This is a genomic window from Marinobacter bryozoorum, from assembly GCF_023156245.1.
GTDB lineage: Bacteria > Pseudomonadota > Gammaproteobacteria > Pseudomonadales > Oleiphilaceae > Marinobacter > Marinobacter bryozoorum.
The window spans coordinates 16080-33593 of record NZ_JAKZAH010000040.1 but is presented as its reverse complement, the minus strand read 5'-3'; the positions used below and the strand labels follow the sequence as shown (position 1 = coordinate 33593).

The 17514-nt window shown below is 59.6% G+C and carries 18 protein-coding genes; 5 read left to right on the top strand and 13 right to left on the bottom strand.

Going from position 1 to position 17514, the window contains the following annotated elements:
- Nucleotides 1-73 precede the first annotated feature (73 nt).
- The 5 genes from MLC59_RS16685 to MLC59_RS16665 form a co-directional block, all read right to left on the bottom strand.
- The gene (locus tag MLC59_RS16685; RefSeq protein ID WP_345799787.1) at nucleotides 74-676 is read right to left on the bottom strand and encodes a sugar transferase; all 603 of its coding nucleotides are present in this window, start codon (nucleotides 674-676) and stop codon (nucleotides 74-76) included.
- Complete coding sequence (locus MLC59_RS16680) at nucleotides 636-1637, bottom strand: NAD-dependent epimerase/dehydratase family protein (RefSeq protein WP_248236539.1); 1002 nt, start codon at nucleotides 1635-1637, stop codon at nucleotides 636-638. The genes MLC59_RS16685 and MLC59_RS16680 overlap by 41 nt, the downstream gene beginning before the upstream one ends.
- On the bottom strand, nucleotides 1627-2376 hold the full coding sequence (locus tag MLC59_RS16675; RefSeq protein WP_248236538.1) for a glycosyltransferase family 2 protein: 750 nt from the start codon (nucleotides 2374-2376) through the stop codon (nucleotides 1627-1629). Before MLC59_RS16675 ends, MLC59_RS16680 begins: the two co-directional genes overlap by 11 nt.
- 17 nt (nucleotides 2377-2393) lie before the next feature.
- On the bottom strand, nucleotides 2394-4373 hold the full coding sequence (locus MLC59_RS16670; RefSeq protein WP_248236537.1) for a polysaccharide biosynthesis protein: 1980 nt from the start codon (nucleotides 4371-4373) through the stop codon (nucleotides 2394-2396).
- Nucleotides 4374-4531: 158 nt separating this feature from the next.
- Nucleotides 4532-5827, bottom strand: coding sequence for a glycosyltransferase family 4 protein (locus tag MLC59_RS16665; RefSeq protein ID WP_248236536.1), 1296 nt, complete (start codon nucleotides 5825-5827; stop codon nucleotides 4532-4534).
- Between the two features lie 148 nt (nucleotides 5828-5975).
- Between MLC59_RS16665 and MLC59_RS16660 the strand changes: the two genes are divergently transcribed.
- Together MLC59_RS16660 and rfaH are read left to right on the top strand one after the other, a co-directional pair.
- Nucleotides 5976-6242: a hypothetical protein gene (locus tag MLC59_RS16660; RefSeq protein ID WP_248236535.1), complete on the top strand. Its 267-nt coding sequence runs from the start codon at nucleotides 5976-5978 to the stop codon at nucleotides 6240-6242.
- Between the two features lie 190 nt (nucleotides 6243-6432).
- Entirely contained in the window at nucleotides 6433-6906 is a 474-nt protein-coding gene (gene rfaH, locus MLC59_RS16655; RefSeq protein WP_248236534.1) for a transcription/translation regulatory transformer protein RfaH, read from the top strand.
- A gap of 130 nt (nucleotides 6907-7036) precedes the next feature.
- Here rfaH and MLC59_RS16650 read toward each other — a convergent pair whose 3' ends face one another.
- The 6 genes from MLC59_RS16650 to MLC59_RS16625 form a co-directional block, all read right to left on the bottom strand.
- A complete protein-coding gene (locus MLC59_RS16650; RefSeq protein ID WP_248236533.1) occupies nucleotides 7037-7696 on the bottom strand; it encodes a YiaD family glycine zipper/OmpA-like lipoprotein in 660 nt (219 codons plus the stop codon).
- A gap of 19 nt (nucleotides 7697-7715) precedes the next feature.
- On the bottom strand, nucleotides 7716-8747 hold the full coding sequence (locus MLC59_RS16645) for an alpha/beta hydrolase (RefSeq protein WP_248236532.1): 1032 nt from the start codon (nucleotides 8745-8747) through the stop codon (nucleotides 7716-7718).
- A gap of 139 nt (nucleotides 8748-8886) precedes the next feature.
- Nucleotides 8887-9156 carry a GIY-YIG nuclease family protein gene (locus tag MLC59_RS16640; RefSeq protein ID WP_248236531.1) on the bottom strand — a complete coding sequence of 90 codons (270 nt, stop codon included), beginning with the start codon at nucleotides 9154-9156 and terminating at the stop codon, nucleotides 8887-8889.
- Complete coding sequence (locus MLC59_RS16635; protein ID WP_248236530.1) at nucleotides 9149-10054, bottom strand: DMT family transporter; 906 nt, start codon at nucleotides 10052-10054, stop codon at nucleotides 9149-9151. Before MLC59_RS16635 ends, MLC59_RS16640 begins: the two co-directional genes overlap by 8 nt.
- On the bottom strand, nucleotides 10051-11427 hold the full coding sequence (locus MLC59_RS16630) for a sigma-54-dependent transcriptional regulator (protein WP_248236529.1): 1377 nt from the start codon (nucleotides 11425-11427) through the stop codon (nucleotides 10051-10053). Before MLC59_RS16630 ends, MLC59_RS16635 begins: the two co-directional genes overlap by 4 nt.
- Nucleotides 11424-12905 (bottom strand): sensor histidine kinase, encoded by a 1482-nt coding sequence (locus MLC59_RS16625; protein ID WP_248236528.1) that lies wholly within the window; start codon nucleotides 12903-12905, stop codon nucleotides 11424-11426. The genes MLC59_RS16630 and MLC59_RS16625 overlap by 4 nt, the downstream gene beginning before the upstream one ends.
- Before the next feature lie 225 nt (nucleotides 12906-13130).
- Between MLC59_RS16625 and MLC59_RS16620 the strand changes: the two genes are divergently transcribed.
- A complete protein-coding gene (locus MLC59_RS16620) occupies nucleotides 13131-13532 on the top strand; it encodes a DUF4168 domain-containing protein (RefSeq protein WP_248236527.1) in 402 nt (133 codons plus the stop codon).
- A 165-nt stretch (nucleotides 13533-13697) separates the two neighbouring features.
- Nucleotides 13698-14747 (top strand): TRAP transporter substrate-binding protein DctP, encoded by a 1050-nt coding sequence (dctP, locus tag MLC59_RS16615; protein ID WP_248236526.1) that lies wholly within the window; start codon nucleotides 13698-13700, stop codon nucleotides 14745-14747.
- A 31-nt stretch (nucleotides 14748-14778) separates the two neighbouring features.
- On the opposite strand, the gene MLC59_RS16610 is transcribed toward dctP, so the two are convergent.
- Nucleotides 14779-15618: a 23S rRNA (adenine(2030)-N(6))-methyltransferase RlmJ gene (locus tag MLC59_RS16610; protein ID WP_248236525.1), complete on the bottom strand. Its 840-nt coding sequence runs from the start codon at nucleotides 15616-15618 to the stop codon at nucleotides 14779-14781.
- 148 nt (nucleotides 15619-15766) lie between these two features.
- Between MLC59_RS16610 and MLC59_RS16605 the strand changes: the two genes are divergently transcribed.
- Nucleotides 15767-17095, top strand: a complete 1329-nt coding sequence (locus tag MLC59_RS16605) for an MFS transporter (protein ID WP_248236524.1) — start codon at nucleotides 15767-15769, stop codon at nucleotides 17093-17095.
- A 9-nt stretch (nucleotides 17096-17104) separates the two neighbouring features.
- Here MLC59_RS16605 and MLC59_RS16600 read toward each other — a convergent pair whose 3' ends face one another.
- Nucleotides 17105-17479 (bottom strand): DUF4870 family protein, encoded by a 375-nt coding sequence (locus MLC59_RS16600; RefSeq protein WP_345799786.1) that lies wholly within the window; start codon nucleotides 17477-17479, stop codon nucleotides 17105-17107.
- Between the last annotated feature and the right edge of the window lie 35 nt (nucleotides 17480-17514).

Here is a 17514-nt window from a genome sequence, read left to right as displayed (position 1 = left end):
AACCTTCGCCACCGCGCCTAGCTCTCAAGGCTCTCAGTGGCTCAGTAGATCAGCAAATTAACCAAACGGGACACTAGCCCGCTCGCCTCACTGGCAAAGCCGTCTGGATGATCAGGCGGAAATACTTCCCGGGTGTAAGCTGATCAAGCATCAGCGCATCGATCCTGGCAAGGTAGTCCGGATTTTCCATGGTAATCCCCCTGACCTGGGCCAGCCCGGTAATACCGGGCCTCGCCTTGCCAAGGCCCAGCCTGCTTCTCGCTTCGATCAGTTCATACTGAGAAATCAGACATGGCCGCGGCCCGACCAGGCTCATTTCCCCACGGACCACGTTCCAGAGCTGAGGCAACTCATCAAGCTTTGTACGCCGCAGGAAATGCCCGAAGCCGGTTATCTGGGAGACATCCATCTGGTGAGTCGGAACAGAGCGCGCTGACACGGACATTGTGCGAAATTTGTACATAACAAACTCTCGCTGACCGCTCCCGACCCGCTTCTGGCGGAACAATGGTGACCCTGTGTCATACAGGCCAATCAGATAGATCACGATACTGACGGGTAAGACAGCGAGAAGCAGCGGCACCGCAACCAGAAGGTCCAGGAAACGCTGCCAACCTGGTGGACTAAAATCCGGATCACTCAACGTGCTGCCCCCTATCCTCTGCAAGCATGCCACGCTCCAGGCCTTCGTAAACCGACTCAACCGGCGACCAGCCAAGCAACGAGCCGGCCTTCTCTGCTGACAGCCACAGCGGTTGCATTAACTGCTCCACCATCGCCCGCCGACCGACAAGACTACCAGCCCAGCGAAGAAGCCATCGAGGGCAAGGCAGCAGTCGGCTTGCCCGGCGTCCGGACTGGTATTCAAGGGTTCTGATCAGCTCAACCATCGAGAGAGTTTCGTTGTCACAGACATGGAATAGCTCATTCCGGGCAGCCGGATGCCACAAACACCGAACCAGAAGACTGACCAGGTTATTCAGGCTGACCATCGTACGACCATTATCCAGCGTGGAAAAAGGCAATGGCAGCCCGGAACGAACCAGTCTGGACAATGCCCCAAAACTCCCCCCGGCACCATAACCGTATATCACGGGAGGCCGCACGATAGTCCACGCCACGGGACTCCCGGCAAGGCTGTTTCGAACCAGGGTTTCACATTCCAGCTTGCTCATACCATAACGGGTTAACGGTTCCGGATTTTCAGAATCCTCCCGAAGCGGCCTGTTAATAGCGCCGCCGCCAGGCCCCAGAACACCGATGGAACTTACATAAAGAAAGCGTTCGACCCGGCTGCCGTGGATGTTCGCCAGTAGATTTCTGGTTATACGACGATTCGTATCCACGATGCTACCCTGCTGATCATGGACCCTTGCCGCCAGGTGAATGACATGCGTGATATCGCCAAGGCAACTCGCAGGAACCGGAGCCGAGGCCAGGTCAAAGACAAGCTGCTCCGCCTCAGCAGGAAGCAAGCGGGTTTTGGTCCTTACAAGGCCCACGACCGGGACCCCGACTGCAACAAGTTGGCGGCAAAGCCCACGACCAACGAAACCGCCAGCGCCCGTTACCAATACCTTGCCACTGGGGACTGAACTCCCGGGTGAAGTCTCGTTGCTTTCAGGCTCAGACAGCATATTTGCGGAGGGCTCCCAACGCATAGCGCACACAGAAAGCAGCCGAGGCTACCGGACCGAATCGCTCCCGGTATCTGTAGATATGCCAGAAATACCGCAGGTTGTTCCACTTTCGGCCCGATACAGACATGGCCGACACCCGGTAACCCGCCAGGATGTCTGGAATGCCCACTATCTGGTGTCCGGCACGAACCAGCTCCAGCCAGAGCGCGTAATCTTCGTGGCCACAATCGGGAAACGCGATGTCGCCGATAGAACCACGGTCCAGCATAACGGTGAGGCAGCCGGCGCTGTTCGCCCTGAGCAGGTCACGGTAGCTTATTGAACCGGGAGGCACCAGTGTCCCCAGACGCCTGTCATCCGAAAACGCATAGTAACCAGTGCAACTTATGGTCGCACCCTGTTCCGACATGATGCGGGCCTGTACCTCTAACTTTTCCGGGAGCCAGATGTCATCCGCATCGAGAAATGCCACGAACCTGCCGCTTACCGTTTTGAGCGCCAGGTTTCTTGGTGCGGCCGGCCCTCCGCTCGGCCGGTCCATAGTCAACAACCGGATCCGGGCATCCACCGCTGCCAGAGATTTGACGATTCCAGCGGTATCATCAGAGGAACCGTCATCAACGATGACCAGCTCCCATGATGACAACGTTTGCCTGCGAACTGACTCTACCGCTTCTCTGATTGACCTGGCCGCATTGAAGGCCGGCATAATGACGCTAACCAGGGGGTAGTCCACGCAAACGGCTCCTGAACTCACTGTGCCTTCCGGGCTACCCCGAGAGGCCGGACATTATCAGGGCTACGTCGGGCAACAGCACTCCCAGCCCTGGACATACCGTCAGAGACCAGTTCAGCCTCCTGTGGATGGTAACCCAGCGGAGCCTGAAGCAGCAGGCTCACCAACCGCTCCCGATCGAACCGTTGACTACTGTCTTTCAGATCGTCAAGAAGTTTGACCAGGTATGGCCAGGGGGCCGATGCTTCACGGGCCATCATGATACGGGGATGGTCTGTGCCCTGCGGATCGTGACCAATCAGGAGCTCCTCGTACAGCTTCTCGCCGGGCCGCAGGCCCGTAAACACGATCTCGATTTCACCATTGGGTGAGTCAGGGGTTCGTTCAGTGCACCCCATCAGGTGAATCATCTTGCAGGCCAGGTCGGCAATCTTGACCGGTTCGCCCATATCCAGTACGAACACTTCACCTCCGCGAGCCATGGCCCCGGCCTGTAATACCAGCTGGGCTGCCTCCGGTATAGTCATGAAATAACGGGAGATGTGGGGGTGGGTAACCGTGACAGGGCCGCCTTCGCGAATTTGCTGTCGGAAAAGCGGAACCACTGAACCCGATGACCCCAACACGTTGCCAAAGCGCACCATTGTAAAAATGGTCGAAGGTGTCGTCCCGTCACCTTGCCAGGCTTCACGGGTTGCCAGGCCTTGCAGCACCAGTTCGGCCAGTCGCTTGCTCGCCCCCATGATATTGGCAGGACGAACCGCCTTGTCGGTGGACACCAGTACAAAGCGCTCTACCCCGGCCTCAATTGCCGCTTCGGCAGCGTACCAGGTGCCGAACACGTTGTTCTGAACCCCTTCGATCGGGTTGCTCTCAACCAGTGGCACGTGCTTGTAGGCCGCGGCATGGTAGACCACCTGTACCCGGTGAGCCTGCATAACATCCAGGCAGCGACGACGGTGCAATACACTGCCCAATACTGGCAGGATTCGTACCGAGAGGTCTTCCCGGGCACAAATCGCCTGCAGTTCACGTTCTGTCCGGTACAGCGCATACTCGGACTGCTCGAACAGAATCAGTGAGGACGGGCCTTCGGCGATAATCTGCCGGCATAGCTCCGAGCCAATCGAACCGCCAGCCCCTGTCACCAGCACTGACCGCCCCTTCAAACCCTCATGAAGCAATGCCTGGTCTACCGGCACGGGCTCCCGGCCCAACAGGTCCTGGACATCGAGGTCTCGAATATCCGCAACCTTGACTCGCCCGCTGACCATACCGGAGACGGAGGGAACAACCTGTACCGGAACCATCAGCGGCTCCAGCCTCGCCAGGATGCGTTGTCGCTCGCTCGGAGAGTCACTGTCAACTGCCAGCAGAAGGCGGCCCAGAGCCTGCTCGCGAACTACGCGGTTGGCTACGCTGATGTTATAAACAGGAATTCCCGAGACCAGTGACAGGTGGCCAACCGGATCCAGAGTGAAAAAGGCCGCTGGCCGGTATTCCGTACCCTGTGCCAGGGCAGAGGCAAGCTGCCTGGCTGTTTCACCCACACCAACGATCCCGACCGGTTTCTTGTCACGATGCCCCGGGTGGTTGATCAGCATACGAACGCCAAGCCGGGTTCCGCCGACAAAGAGAAACGCAAGGGCGCCATACAGGATGAAAACACCACTCACCAGCACGACGTCCAGTACCAGGCTGAACAGCAACAGGATCAATACCGACGATACACTGCCTGCCATGATGGTCAGTATCGCGCGGTCGCTGAGATATCGAATAACCGCACGATACAGACCCAGCTTGATAAACACGCCAATAGAGCAAACGATGGTCAAGCCCGCCAGGGAACCAGAGAGGGCTGGCGAAGGGAACACCGCTGCAGGGTCTGCATTAAGCCAGAGGGCAAGAAACAGGGCGACTCCGAGCATAAATGCATCGGACAGAAGCGTAATGATCCGTTTTATGTATCGCGGGAGTTCCAGGAATTTGTCGAACATGAATATCCTTATTTATGGACAAAAACGATGGGCCTTGAACTCATCCGGAGCTGGAACATAGTGGCAAACTACCCTGCTGTAACTGGCGGTCATGTCATAAAAGCATAACACACACCAACATTGACCCGTATCTGACGATACGTTAACGCCTTCAGTCGTCAAACCTTCCCAGCGGGCTTGGCCACGAATGCAGAGAGGTTTCCAGCCAGGATCCGGGCACAGTCATGCCATGAACGAATATCGGGAGCCTCGGGTTCCGGGATCTCTCCCGCTGATAGCCGGTCGATATAGCTGCCAATGCTATCCGCAAGCGATGCGGCATCCCCGCCCTCGAAGTACTCGGCATTGCTTCCCAGCACTTCCCGGAATACCGGTAACCCCCGGGCCAGAACCGGAACCCCATACGCTACCGCCTCTGCCAGGGGTAGCCCGAATCCTTCCCCTTCACTGGCAGCAAGCAGGAAGTCTGCCTTCTGATAGAGCCATGCCAGTTGTCCGTCCGGCGCAGATTCCAGCCAGGCCAGCGCCGGCGCGTCGCCCCGGGATTGCGGGTGCCGCCTCAGGCGTGCGGCAAGGCGGGCGTTCATGGCTCCCGGTCGCCCGACGATGACCAGCCTCACTGGCGCCCTTTCCTGCCACAACACCTCGAAAGCCGCCAACGCCTGGGCATACCCCTTTCTGGGATCCAGCGTACCTACCATCAGACACACCAGCCGATCATCCTCACCCAGGGTCAGGCCCGGGACCGGCTCGCCCGGCACCCTGGCGGCATTCAGGAAGTCCGCCCCCAACGGAAACGAGTCAACCACGGGGCCAGCCTGCGAGAAACCCAGAGCATCCAGGCTGGCTGACACCTCACTGGCAACACTTTGTGAAATACACTGAAGCGAATCTGCCAGACCGGCGATTCGCGACAACCATTCCTCCATTTCCCTGCCAAACCGGCGAGGAAAATACTGTGGCAACTGAAGCGGGAGCAGGTCATACACCACGAAGTGGAGTGAAACTCCGGCACTACGCCAGCCAGTCAGCGTTTGCTCTGCGGACTTCACCATCGGCTGGGCCCAGTCCAGGCCCAGGAAAACATCACCTTCCTGCGGCTCAACCAGGGCGTCCGGACGCCAGCGGCGGGCCTGGTCCGGCAATGACAGCCCGAGTATCCGATGACCGAAACGACGGGCAAAGTAATACCTGCCCTGATACTCGTAGACCGGCTCCACACGGAAAGGCAGCTCTGTGGAAGTCATCAGTTCCTGCAACACCCGACGAACTACCCGCTGTATTCCGGTCCCCGGGTCAAACCGGACAATGCTCGACACATCGACCAGAAGCAGGGAGCCCCCCTCCGCTTGCGGGAAAGCACGATCAAGCACTCCCTGGTAACCGCCTGCGATAAACCGCAGATCTTCCGCACCAGGCTTGCCCCCTGTCATCGGGGCGTCGATCTGATGCATCCTCCGCGTAACGGGATCTGTGATTCCCAGATCAGGGGTTGGGACAGAGGTCCGGTTTACAACGGTTCGCAAGGCTGAACGCATCCAAGGCAACTGGTCTACAGCCAGCATCAACGATCGATACAGCCTGGGTTGCTGTCGGATGCGATTGAAAAGGGAACGGATCAACATTGGCGAGGAAAAGCTTCGTGCTCCGGATACAAAAAACCCCGATCATTGGACCGGGGCTGTTGAAGAGATCGGGGTTTTAAACTCAACCAATGGCGTACCAAAGCGTTCATTACATTCAGAACTTCTACACCTGATCTATAGCTTACAGCATTTTCAGGCATTGTCCACAACAACCGTAAAACTTCTTCAATTACAGCAAGATCCGGATCACATCCCGCAGACGGTCAGCGCGTTGGGCAAGTGACACACCAGGTCTCAAACGTACACATTACCCCGGACTTTCACGGATATGACAAAAAGAACATTCTGTTTCATTATTAAAAGTAGTAAACCTGCGTGTTGGATTATCGACGTCCTGTCAGTAAGCTGCCGCTCGCCGACAGGTCGTGAGCGCGTTACTGCAAACGGTTTTGGATTGATACAAGAGGAGCAACATGCCCTGGTACGCCATTCAGCACAAGCCAGCACAGGGAGAACGCGCGGTAGAAAACCTGCAGGCGCAGGAGGCATGCTGCTTTTACCCAAAGATCACCGTGGAAAGAGTCGTCAGGGGCAAGCGTACGCAACGCCTGGAACCACTATTCCCCGGCTATCTTTTTATCAACCTTGAGCCCGGCGACCCACTGTGGGGAAAACTGCGTTCAACGCGGGGCGTGCTCAGGGTAATTGGTTTTGGCGGCAAATCTGCTGTAGTCGACGACGACATTATCGCCGACATTCGTGCCGGTTTAGAAGCTGTCACTGAGAGAGGGGGGCTGAAAGAAGGGCAGAAGATCGAAATCCGGAACGGCCCTTTTCGCGGTGTGGATGCGATTTTCCAGGCCTACGACGGCGAGGAGCGTGCGATTCTCCTTATCTCACTGCTTAATCGGGAACAAAAAGTGGGCGTCCCCCTGAGTGATCTCTGACCGAGGGCCCCGCCATTATCCCGCCTTGTTAACCAGTGCGGCAAGGCGCCTTCCTGGCGCTCACAGCCACACCAGTCGCCAGCCGGACGTCATTCCCTGACAGGGCACCGACCGGGTCAGCCCCAGGCTCTTAGCGCTGAACGGGAACCAGTGTCAGTTCTACCCGACGGTTCTGCTCGCGCCCGGCGGCGGTATCGTTGCTGGCCGCAGGATAACGCTCACCATAGCCGGTAGCGCGGGTACGGGCCGGAGCAATGCCCTGGTTCAGCAGGAAGTCTCGAACCGAGCCAGCCCGGCGCTCACTCAACAGCTGGTTATAGCTGTCTGAACCGGTACTGTCTGTGTGTCCGTCGACCTGTATAACCGTCTCGTCAAACTCCTTCAGCACAAGGGCCACGGATTCCAGGACACCGGTGAAGGAGGGACGAATGGTGGACTGGTCGGTGTTGAACGTGATGTTGCCCGGCATCACCAGTTCAATCTGGTCGCCGTTACGCACCACCCTTACGCCCGAACCTTCCAGCCGCTGTCGAAGCTGGGCTTCCTGCCGATCCATGTAGTAACCGATACCACCACCGACGGCTGCACCACCAGCTGCGCCGATCAGGGCTCCCTTGCCACGGTCGCTGCTACTGGAGGTCGCTGCACCCACAGCGGCACCGCCAATGGCACCAATAACGCTACCCTTGGTTGCGTTGGAGGTTTTCTCCTCCCCTGTGTAAGGGTCATAGGTCATACAGCCGGACAAACCAAATGCAGCCACTGAAAATGCGATCAGAGTCTTCTTCACGGTTAGTTCTCCTCTTTTGTTAACCGTTCTTCGTTGCCCGACCACCATGCTGCGCCCTGTGGGCCTGATCAAAGGCATCGATGATGCCGTTGAACACGGTGGCCTGCAAATCCTGAGCTTCGTTTACCAGGTGATGTCGCCCTTCGCGAAGTTTCAGCTCCTCCACCGACGCGAATTTGTTTCTGATAATCCGCAAATTATGCTGCCAGTCGACAGTACGGTCCTTTTCTCCCTGAATCACGGTGACCGGAAAATCCACCGGCCGTGACGATTCAATATGCGGCACCCATTGCCTTAGCGCACTGACCCAGTCCACATGGACAGCCCTGGCCTGCAGGGGATCATGTTCCCGCAGGAACTTCAGGAACTGCCTGTTGGCGCTGTTTTCCGAGAACGCCCGCTTCCAACGGCTCAGAAACGGCCTGGCCACCGTATGCAGGGCCCGGGCACCCAGCCATCCAAACGGTCGTATCAGCGGCGCCAGCAGAACGACTGTCGTGAACGCCGATGTGTCGCGGCTATGGTGGTTCGACAACAGGTAGTCGATCAGTATGCCACCACCCGTACTCTGTCCTACCGCATACCAGGGTTGTGCGGCACTGGGGCGAACCCTTGCGAGCAGGTCGCTAAGCACTGCCTGGTACTCCATAAAACTGCCAATGGCCGCTGGTGTTCCACTGGATAGCCCATGACCTGGCTGGTCCCAGGCAAGTATATCATAGCCGGCCCCCAGACATCGCTCGATCAGCTGGCTGTACAATCCGACATGATCGAAATAACCATGCAGGATAAACACCGTACCCTTGGTGCCCCTACCTTCCGGCTGGCGGTAGAAATGCACCGCCACATCATGACCTCCGGCCTGCACAAGGCCCGGAAAATAATGCACCTCGGGGTACTCCACCCAGAGGTCCAGCCCGTAGAAGCGACAGTAAGCCTTCATATCACTACTGAGGTCATGGTGTTCATCGGGCGCGAAGTCCGGCAATGCATCCCGGACTACATCACTTTCCCATTCCGGAAGGCCAATCTTGTCGCTTTTCCAGTACACGTAGGTCTATGCGCCTGTTTTCAGATAGCTGGCGCGACCACCAGGGTCGCCTCTCAATACCAGCAGAATAACATACTCCTCCGGGAGCACCGCCGTTGTTACGGAATTTACGGGGTTTTTACGTGTTAGCCTGCGCGCCTTACAGTTCGAGCACCCGCGCCCCGGCAATCAGTTCGTCCTTGTGCCGCCGGGGCCACCGCTTGACGTGCCATTCAAGCCTGAGCGCCCGGGAGCGGTCTCCCACCGGCTGGCTGAACACCAGCTGCAATGGCCCCTTACCCCGGAGGCTTCTGGCGCAGCGAGGCCCACTGCTGCAATGCTCCGTAAAGCGCCGGCCTACGTCTGTGGTCACGCCGGTATAGAGCGTGTCGCCGGCGGTGCGGATAATGTAGAGATACCAGTCAGCCATGGACCTTCCCCCGGGTCGATCTGCTCGCCCCCAGCTGCTGCAGCCACAGGCCAGCCACAATCAGGACAAGCCCGACCCAGGTGGACACCAGGATCACCTCGCCAAGAATGAAGTAGATAAACACCAACGACAGGAACGGAGAAATAAAAATGAGATTGCTGACCCGGGCGGTATTGGAGGCCAGCTTCATGGCCCGGGACCAGAGCACGAAGGCGACCCCCATCTCGAAGACACCCACGTAAAGACTGCCTGCAAACCCGCCACTGGCAATGGACGGCCACCCGTCCTGCCACCAGGTCAGCGCGGCAATGAACGGCAACCCGAACAGGAAGTTGAGGAACAGGCCGGTAACCGGATCACGCCGGTCCCGGGTGGCCAGGATCCAGTACCCGGCCCACACCAGCGTGCTACCGATAGCCAGTGCGACACCCAGGGGGTCGGAAAATGTCAGTTCGGCGAAGTTCCCCCGGGTCGCAATGATCACAACGCCCCCGTAACAAACCAGTCCCGCGAGGATATCGCTGAGTCTGAGCCGGTGGCCGAGAAACGGAACCGACAAGTAGGCAAGCACCAAGGCCCAGGTGTAGTTGATGGGCTGAGCCTCCTGGGCCGGCAGTCGATCGAACGCCCCGAACAACAGCAGGTAATACAGGCAAGGGTTGATCAGCCCAAGCCCCACGGACTGGAGGTACTGCCCGCGAGGCAACCGGAAAGCCGCCCCCAGCTGCCCCCGCACCGCAAGCAACAATGCCAGCACGGCGACGGAGGCGAGACAGGCGATCAAGAGCATCTGCAGCGGCGTGTAATAACCCAGGGTCAGCTTGAAGGCGGTGGCCACGGTGGACCACAACAGTACCGCCCCCAGTCCGGACATCATGGCCAGGCGCTGGTCTTTCATTCGTTATCACCCTGCTCTAGCCAGCGGTAGAGCGTACGACGATTGATACCGAGAATCTGCGCCGCCCGGCGCTTGTTACCCTGTACCCGTTCCATAACCTGGCTCACATAACGCTTCTGCAGGGTTTCCAGGGTCGGCCAGGACGCGGTGGGTTCCTTGCCGAGATCGTCCACTGTGCGACCGGGAAGGCTGGCCTGGCGCTTGCGAATACGGGCAGGCAGGTGTTCGGGCTGTACCACGTCACCGTCACAGAAGGTCACCGCCCGCTCCATGGCGCTGGCCAGTTCCCTGACATTCCCCGGGAAGGGATAGTCGGTCAGCGTGTTCAGGGTTGATTCCCCGAGTCGCAGAAAGCCCCGCTTGTGACGATCCGCCGACTGACGGAGAAAATGCATCGCCAGCAACTCCACGTCATCGCCCCGTTCCCGTAACGGCGGTACCGTTAACATCAGTGTTTCCAGCCTGTAGTACAGGTCCTCCCTGAAATCTCCCTGGTGCACCGCCTCCATCAGGTCCACATGGGTAGCAGCGACGATGCGAACGTCGACCGGCTCCTCGCGCTCGGCACCCACTGGCTTGACCCTACCCTCCTGGAGTACCCGCAGCAACTTCGCCTGCAGTGCCAGGGGCATCTCTCCGATCTCGTCCAGCAGCAGGGTGCCACCGCTGGCTTCGGCAAACAGGCCCTTGCGTGCCTGGCGGGCCCCGGTGAAGGCGCCGGCCTCATGGCCAAAGAACTCGCTTTCCATCAGTTCCGGGGGAATACCGGCACAGTTGACCGGAATAAACGGGCCATCCCTGCGGTCACTTTCCCGGTGAATTGCCCGTGCAACCAGCTCCTTGCCAGTGCCGCTTTCACCATTGATCAGTACGGCAGCCTCACTGCGGGCCACCTGCCGGATTTCCTGCCGCAGCCTGTCCATCGCGCTGCTTTCACCCACCAGGCCCAGGTTCGCCGGCTCTCCCGACGCGGAACGATAGTGAGCCAGCTCAAGGCTCAGTGCGGCATGGGCCAGCAGGCGACGCACCTTCAGCCGCAGGTGCTCGGTAGACAGAGGCTTGGTCAGGAAGTCATCCGCCCCGGCCTGCAGTGCTTCCACGGCCTGATCCACGGTGCCGAAAGCGGTGATGATGATAAACGGCACCACCCGGCCCTCGGCCTGCAACTTACGCAAAACATCAAGGCCATCGCCGTCGGGCAGCCGCAGGTCCGAGATCACCAGGTCCGGCGATTCCGACACCGCCATCGCGGCACCCTCGGCGCAGTTGGCTGCGGCCAGCATGCGGTAGCCATCCAGTGCCAGTTCCTCCTGCAACAGGGTGCGAAGGCTGGCGTCATCCTCGATCAGTAACAGGGTCTCCGATGTTCTCATTCACCACCTCTGGTCCTGGCGGCGGGCCATGACAAAGTCATGCGACACCCACCCAGTTCACTGTCACCCACGGCAAGCTGCCCCTGATGCTCCTTGATCACGCTTTTGACCATGGCAAGGCCCAGCCCCGTGCCTTCACCGGCGGGGCGGGTGCTATAGAAAGGTTCGAAAATCCGGTCCCGCAGTGCTTCCGATATGCCCGGACCGTCGTCATCCACATGCAACGCCCAGAAACCGTCGGCCTGCTCTACCGTCACTTTTACCTGGCTGCGAGCAGCCTCACAGGCATTGCGGATAACGTTGAGGCAGGCCAGCTCCAGACGGGTCGGCTCCGCATTCACCAGCACCTCACCTTCCGGCAGGGCCAGCGATACCGGTACATCACCGGCCCGGGGGTCCTCCGCCATGCCGGCCACGATTTCCTTCAGCATGGGGGCCAGGTCTATCGCCCTGCGGGCATCCGGCACGTGTCGAAAGCAGTCCAGCAACTGCTCGATAATCCGGGTCATACGCCGGACCTGGTGATTGATGTCATCCAGGTGACGCTGGCTGTCCGGACCGAGGTCCTGGCGGGCAAGGATGGAGGCACGCCCCTGAATGACGTTCAGGGGCGCACCCAGCTCGTGGGCGACGCCTCCCGCCACACGACCGATCATGGCCACCTTCTCCTGGTACTCCAGTTGCTCACCCAGTTGCCGCTCCCGCTCGACCCGCTGGCGAATTTCTTCCTCCGCCCGGGCCATGCGATCACCAAGGTCCCGGAGCCCGTGATGCAATTGCCGGATTTCATTGGGGCCGGAGGCCTCCGGGTGAATATGCCACTGGCCTGGCCCCATGCCCTTCATGGCCTCAAGCAACCGGTTCACATAACGGCCGACGGCGCCGTAGTGCCCCAATACCACCACCAGGCTGACCACTAGCAGCACCCCGCACCACAGGGCCACGGCCCAGATCCGGGCGGAAGAGACCAGGCGATGGAAGTCGCTGCGTTTGCGGGTGACCTGCAACAGGCCAATGATGCGGCCACCCTCCGCGATCAACGGGGTGAACTGGGAAAACACCGACACGCCATCCACCCGCCGGAAGGTGCCCCCACGCTCTCCACTGCGGATCACCTCATTGGCGCTGCGACTCGTGCGGATACTGGAGTCCGCCACACCGAGGCTGGCAACCTGTAAGCCGTCAGCATCGAAGACCGAAGCTCCGTAAACCCGCCCGATACGGAAAATAGACTGGAGCGTTTCGTCCAGTACGATTTCGTTGCCGTCTTCCATGGCCCGGGCCAGAGGCCCGCTGGCCGCCCTTGCAACCAGCTCCAGGTCTTCCCGCAGGCGCTGGTCCAGGTTGTCTTCAATCGCACTCACAGCAAAGAAGATGCCAGCCCCCACCACCAGCATCAGGGGCACCACAATACTCAGAAACAAGGTCAGACGTACCGAATGAAATACCTCACCGGCCCGCCCGGACAATCGCCCCATGTGCGAACTCCGTCATGCACAAATGTCACAATAGAGTGTCACATGTGGCAATATGCCTCAATTCAGATTAACGCACCGTCACGCGACTTAAATCGCAAGACGCTGATATATAGCTATTTTCATATCCTCCCCCGGATTGGCATGCCCTTTGATAGTGTTCCGGTGACCATACACAAACTGGTTTCTATAGGGGCCCGTCCCCATCATTGAGCAAGGAGATAGACCATGAAAGTGAACAAGCTTCTTACCTCTGCAACGGTATCCATCGCACTGCTGGTCGGCGCACCTGCGGCCTTTGCCCAATCGCAGAGCCAGCCCGCAGAGACCGACCAGAGCAGCTACAGCAACCCTGCCGCTTCCGGTGAAGCTGAAACCAACTTCAACGACGCGGAACTGCGCAAGTTCGTGGAAGCCCAGGACGGTATTAACGGTATCCGTGACGAGTACATGGCGAAGATCGAAGAAGCAAACTCCCAGGAAAAAGCCCAGGAGTTACAGATGGAAGCCAACGACGAGATGGTTTCCGTGATCGAGGATGCCGGCCTCGACATCCCGACCTACAACGCCATCGCTACGGCCTATAACAGTGAACCAAGCGTTCGTAACCGTGTCGATGCACTGATGTAACAGGGAAGCTCACCCGCAGAAGCCCCTGCCCCGCCTGTGCGCGGGGCTTTTTGTTGGTGGACGCAAGAGGTTATCACTTCCGACCCGCACAATTTCCCCCCCTGCAGCCTCCTGGGATAACCTGTACATCACGAACCGAGTATTCCCTGAGGAGACAGTTTCCCGATGACAGCCGTATCCGCCCCGTCACTGATTCTGATGATGGCCAGCACGCTTTTCTTGGTGGCCTGCAGTGATAACGACGACGGACTGACAGGTTTGTTCCCGGCAGATCCGGAACCGGAAACCTGGCGCTTTGCGCTGGAAGAAGTCGGAGGCAGCGTGCAGGACGCCTGGGCGCAGGAGTTCCGGCGCCGCATGGAGGACATCTCTGACGGGCAGGTTCAGGTTGAAATCTACCCCTACGGCTCCATCGGCACGTCACCACACCTGACGCAGTTAGTCACTGACGGGCGGGTGCACCTGGCGTTCGCCTCGTCGGGACACGTGGCGGACAAGGTTCCGGAGGCCGGCATTTTCCTGTTGCCCTTCGTGTTCCCGGACGATGACCAGGCAACCCGCACAATCCTCGCAGACCAGGAGCTGGGTGAGCTGCTGCAAGCGGCCTGGGCAGATGCCGGCCTGCAATTGCTGTCACTGGTGCCGGAAGGCTGGATGACGTGGACGGCCAACCGCCCCCTGCTGCAACCAGGAGACTTCTCCGGCCTGCGCATGAGAACCATGACGGCGCCCATGCACGGAACGGTGTTTGAAGCCTGGGGCGCAGAACCCATAACCATGCCCTATGGAGAGGTCCATGAAGCCCTGCAGCTGGGCCAGGTAGACGGTCAGAGCAACCCGGCGTTTGCCGTGACCGAGATGAAGTTCCAGGAGGTTCAGTCAGATATTACCCTGCCCCGGGCAACGCGCTTCGTCACCAGCGTGATCAGTAGCCGGGACTGGTACCAGAACCTGGACAGCACTCATCGCCAGTGGATCGACGAGGCCAGCAACGGGCTACCCGGGTTTATTGACGAGGTTCAGCGGGAGTACAACCAGCGCAGCGTCGAGCAGCTGCGTCAATCCGGCAGGGTCGGCATTCATACCCTTTCTGACGAGCAGCGGTCAGCTTTCCAGGAGGCCAGCAAACCGGCCGTTGATGCCTACCGCAACCAAAGTGGTGCACGTGGGCAGCGTATTCTCGAACGGATTCAGGCACTGGCCACGGACCAGTAAGCCGTGACAGATGCCCGGTACTCCGCCGGATTTACTCGGGAACCAGCCAGCCTTGCCTGTGTTTCACATACAGTCCGTCACGTCCTGAGACTTCCCCAATCATTGCATCCAGCCGTTCACTGAACCCCCACGGCGGATTAACCACCAGCATTCCGGATCCGGTCATGCCGCGCTCCGGCGGCGCATTCAGTAGCAGTTCACTGTGCCAGACCTTGCGAATACCAGACCCACCGAGGTGATCCGGCAACACCTGGTGCAGGCCACTCGTGAGCATGGGGTACCAGACCAGGAACACCCCGTGGCGGCAACGGGCCCAGGCTTTTTCCAGGGTCCTGGATACAAGCCGATAGTCATCCTTGATTTCATAGGAGGGATCGATCAGTACAAGGAGCCGGGGCGCCCTGGGTGGCAAAGCTCCCAGCAGCCCCTCCAGGCCATCGCCCACCTGCACCGTCACCCGCCGCTTGCGTGCCCACTCCTGTAATCGCGAAGACTCGCCGGAATGCAGCTCGAAAGCGGTCAGGCTATCCTGCGCCCTCTGCAGGCAACTGAACCAGGCTGGTGACCCGGGGTAACGGGTCAGCGGGCCTTCATCCGGGTTCAAGCGTGCCAGTTCTGCCAGCATTGGCGACCAGTCCCGCGCCTGCAACCGGTCACGCAGCCGCCAGACCCGCTGGATACCGCTATCCGCTTCACCAGTCTTGCTCGCGCGGTCACCGGCCAGGTCATGCTCAGCACTTCCGGCGTGGGTATCAAAACCGGCAATGGCCGAGGGCTTGGCCTGCATCATGGTCATTGCCAGGGTCAGTGACGCATGCTTGTGAACATCGGCAAAGTTGCCGGCATGGAATTCATGGAGATAGCTGAGCATTGCAAGGGCTCCGGGATTCAAACGATACGGCTCGCCATTAGGCCCCACGCTGCACCGCCCAGGCAAGCCCACCGACAGATACGAAAGTCCGGCAGGGGCTGGTACCCTATGCTACCCATTAATGCCCACCCGACAATAGAGGTTGCCCTTGAGCCGACAACCGGATGCCAATCACCCTGCCGAGCAACTGTACTCACTGATCGCCAACGAGGAGGACGCCCGCACCTGCAGTGACCTCCCCGCTGAGGCCTGCCGGGAGGTGCCCCGCAACTTCTTCCTGATCCTGGCCAGCAATGTGCTCACCAAGCTGGGCGACCTGCTGATCAGCCCCAAAACGGTACTGGCGTGGCTGCTCAATGCCGTGGGCGCCCCTGCCCTGGTGGCCTGGCTGGTGCCTATCCGGGAGTCCGGATCGATGCTGCCGCAGATGCTCATTGGCGCCTGGGTGCGGCGCAAGCCCGTTCGCAAGTGGTTCTGGACCCTGGGCGCCTTCGGCCAGGCCATGAGCGTGATGGCCATGGCTGCCAGTGTCTGGTTCCTGGAAGGCTACACTGCCGGGGGCGCGGTGGTGGCCGCGCTGGTGGTGTTCTCCCTGGCCCGGGGGTTTTGCTCAGTTTCCATGAAGGATGTCCAGGGCAAGTGCATTCCCAAGGGGCGCCGGGGCCGACTGTCCGGGCTGGCCACTACCCTGGGCGGAACCGCTACGGCAATCCTTACCGCGCTGCTGTTCTGGGATCGTGGCGATCCCTCCATGCTGTTCTACAGCGTGTTGCTGTTGCTGGCAGGAGGGCTCTGGGTCGTCGCCGGACTGCTGTTTGCCTCGGTGGACGAATACGAAGGCGAGACCAGTGGCGGTGGCAATGCTATCAAGGACGCCTTCAGCAACCTGGGGCTGCTGAGGGAGGACCCTCCGTTCCGGCACTTTGTAATCACCCGGGCCTTGCTTCTGTGTTCCGCCCTGGCCTCCCCCTATTTCGTCCTGCTGGCACAGAACCAGGCCGACTCGGCATGGTTGCTGGGGGTATTCCTGCTGGCCAGCAGCCTGGCCAGTTCCATCAGCGCCAGTGTGTGGGGCTGGATGGCCGACGCCAGCAGCCGGCAAGTCATGATTCGCGGTGCCAGCGTCGCAAGCGGAACCTGCCTGCTGGTCGGGGTGACCGCCATGTTGGCTGGCGAAGACTTTGGTGGTATGTGGTTCTACCCGGTCGCGTTCTTTGTGCTCAGCATTGCCCACGCCGGCGTACGACTGGGCCGGAAAACCTACCTGGTCGATATGGCGGGAGGGAACAAACGGACGGACTATACCTCGGTCAGTAACTCGGTCATCGGTCTGCTGCTGCTGGCCACTGGCGGTCTGACCGCACTGATATCCATGATTTCAGACGTGGCCGTGATCCTGGCCCTTGGCCTGATGGGACTGGCTGGCACCATCAGTGCCCTGCGGCTGAAAGAGGTGTCAGAGGATTCCGAAGGGTAGCAATAGGGTTCAGGGTGCCCTGCCGTCATTCAGCGCCAGGGCACCCCGCACCACCCGGTAGATGTACCAGATAGCCAGCCCCACCAGGATAAACCAGCCGATAATCAGGAACGTGGTAACGGTACCAATCACCCCCCAAAGCAAGCCAATCCAGAAGGTGCGGATCTGCCAGCGGAAGTGGGCTTCCAGTGGACTGTTACGGGCCTCATCCTGCTTGAGGTAATTGATGATCACACCCGCCACCGCCATCAGGCCGCTGGTGGGTATGGCCAGGGCCTGGAGCAGGTAGACCACTACCACAACCTTCCACAAGGGGTCTTCCGTGTACGGCTGCTGGCGACGGCGGGCCGGGATGTACTCCTGGTTACTGTCCTGATTGTTCAAGGGCCGATCCTGTCATTGGGAATGCACGACCAGTA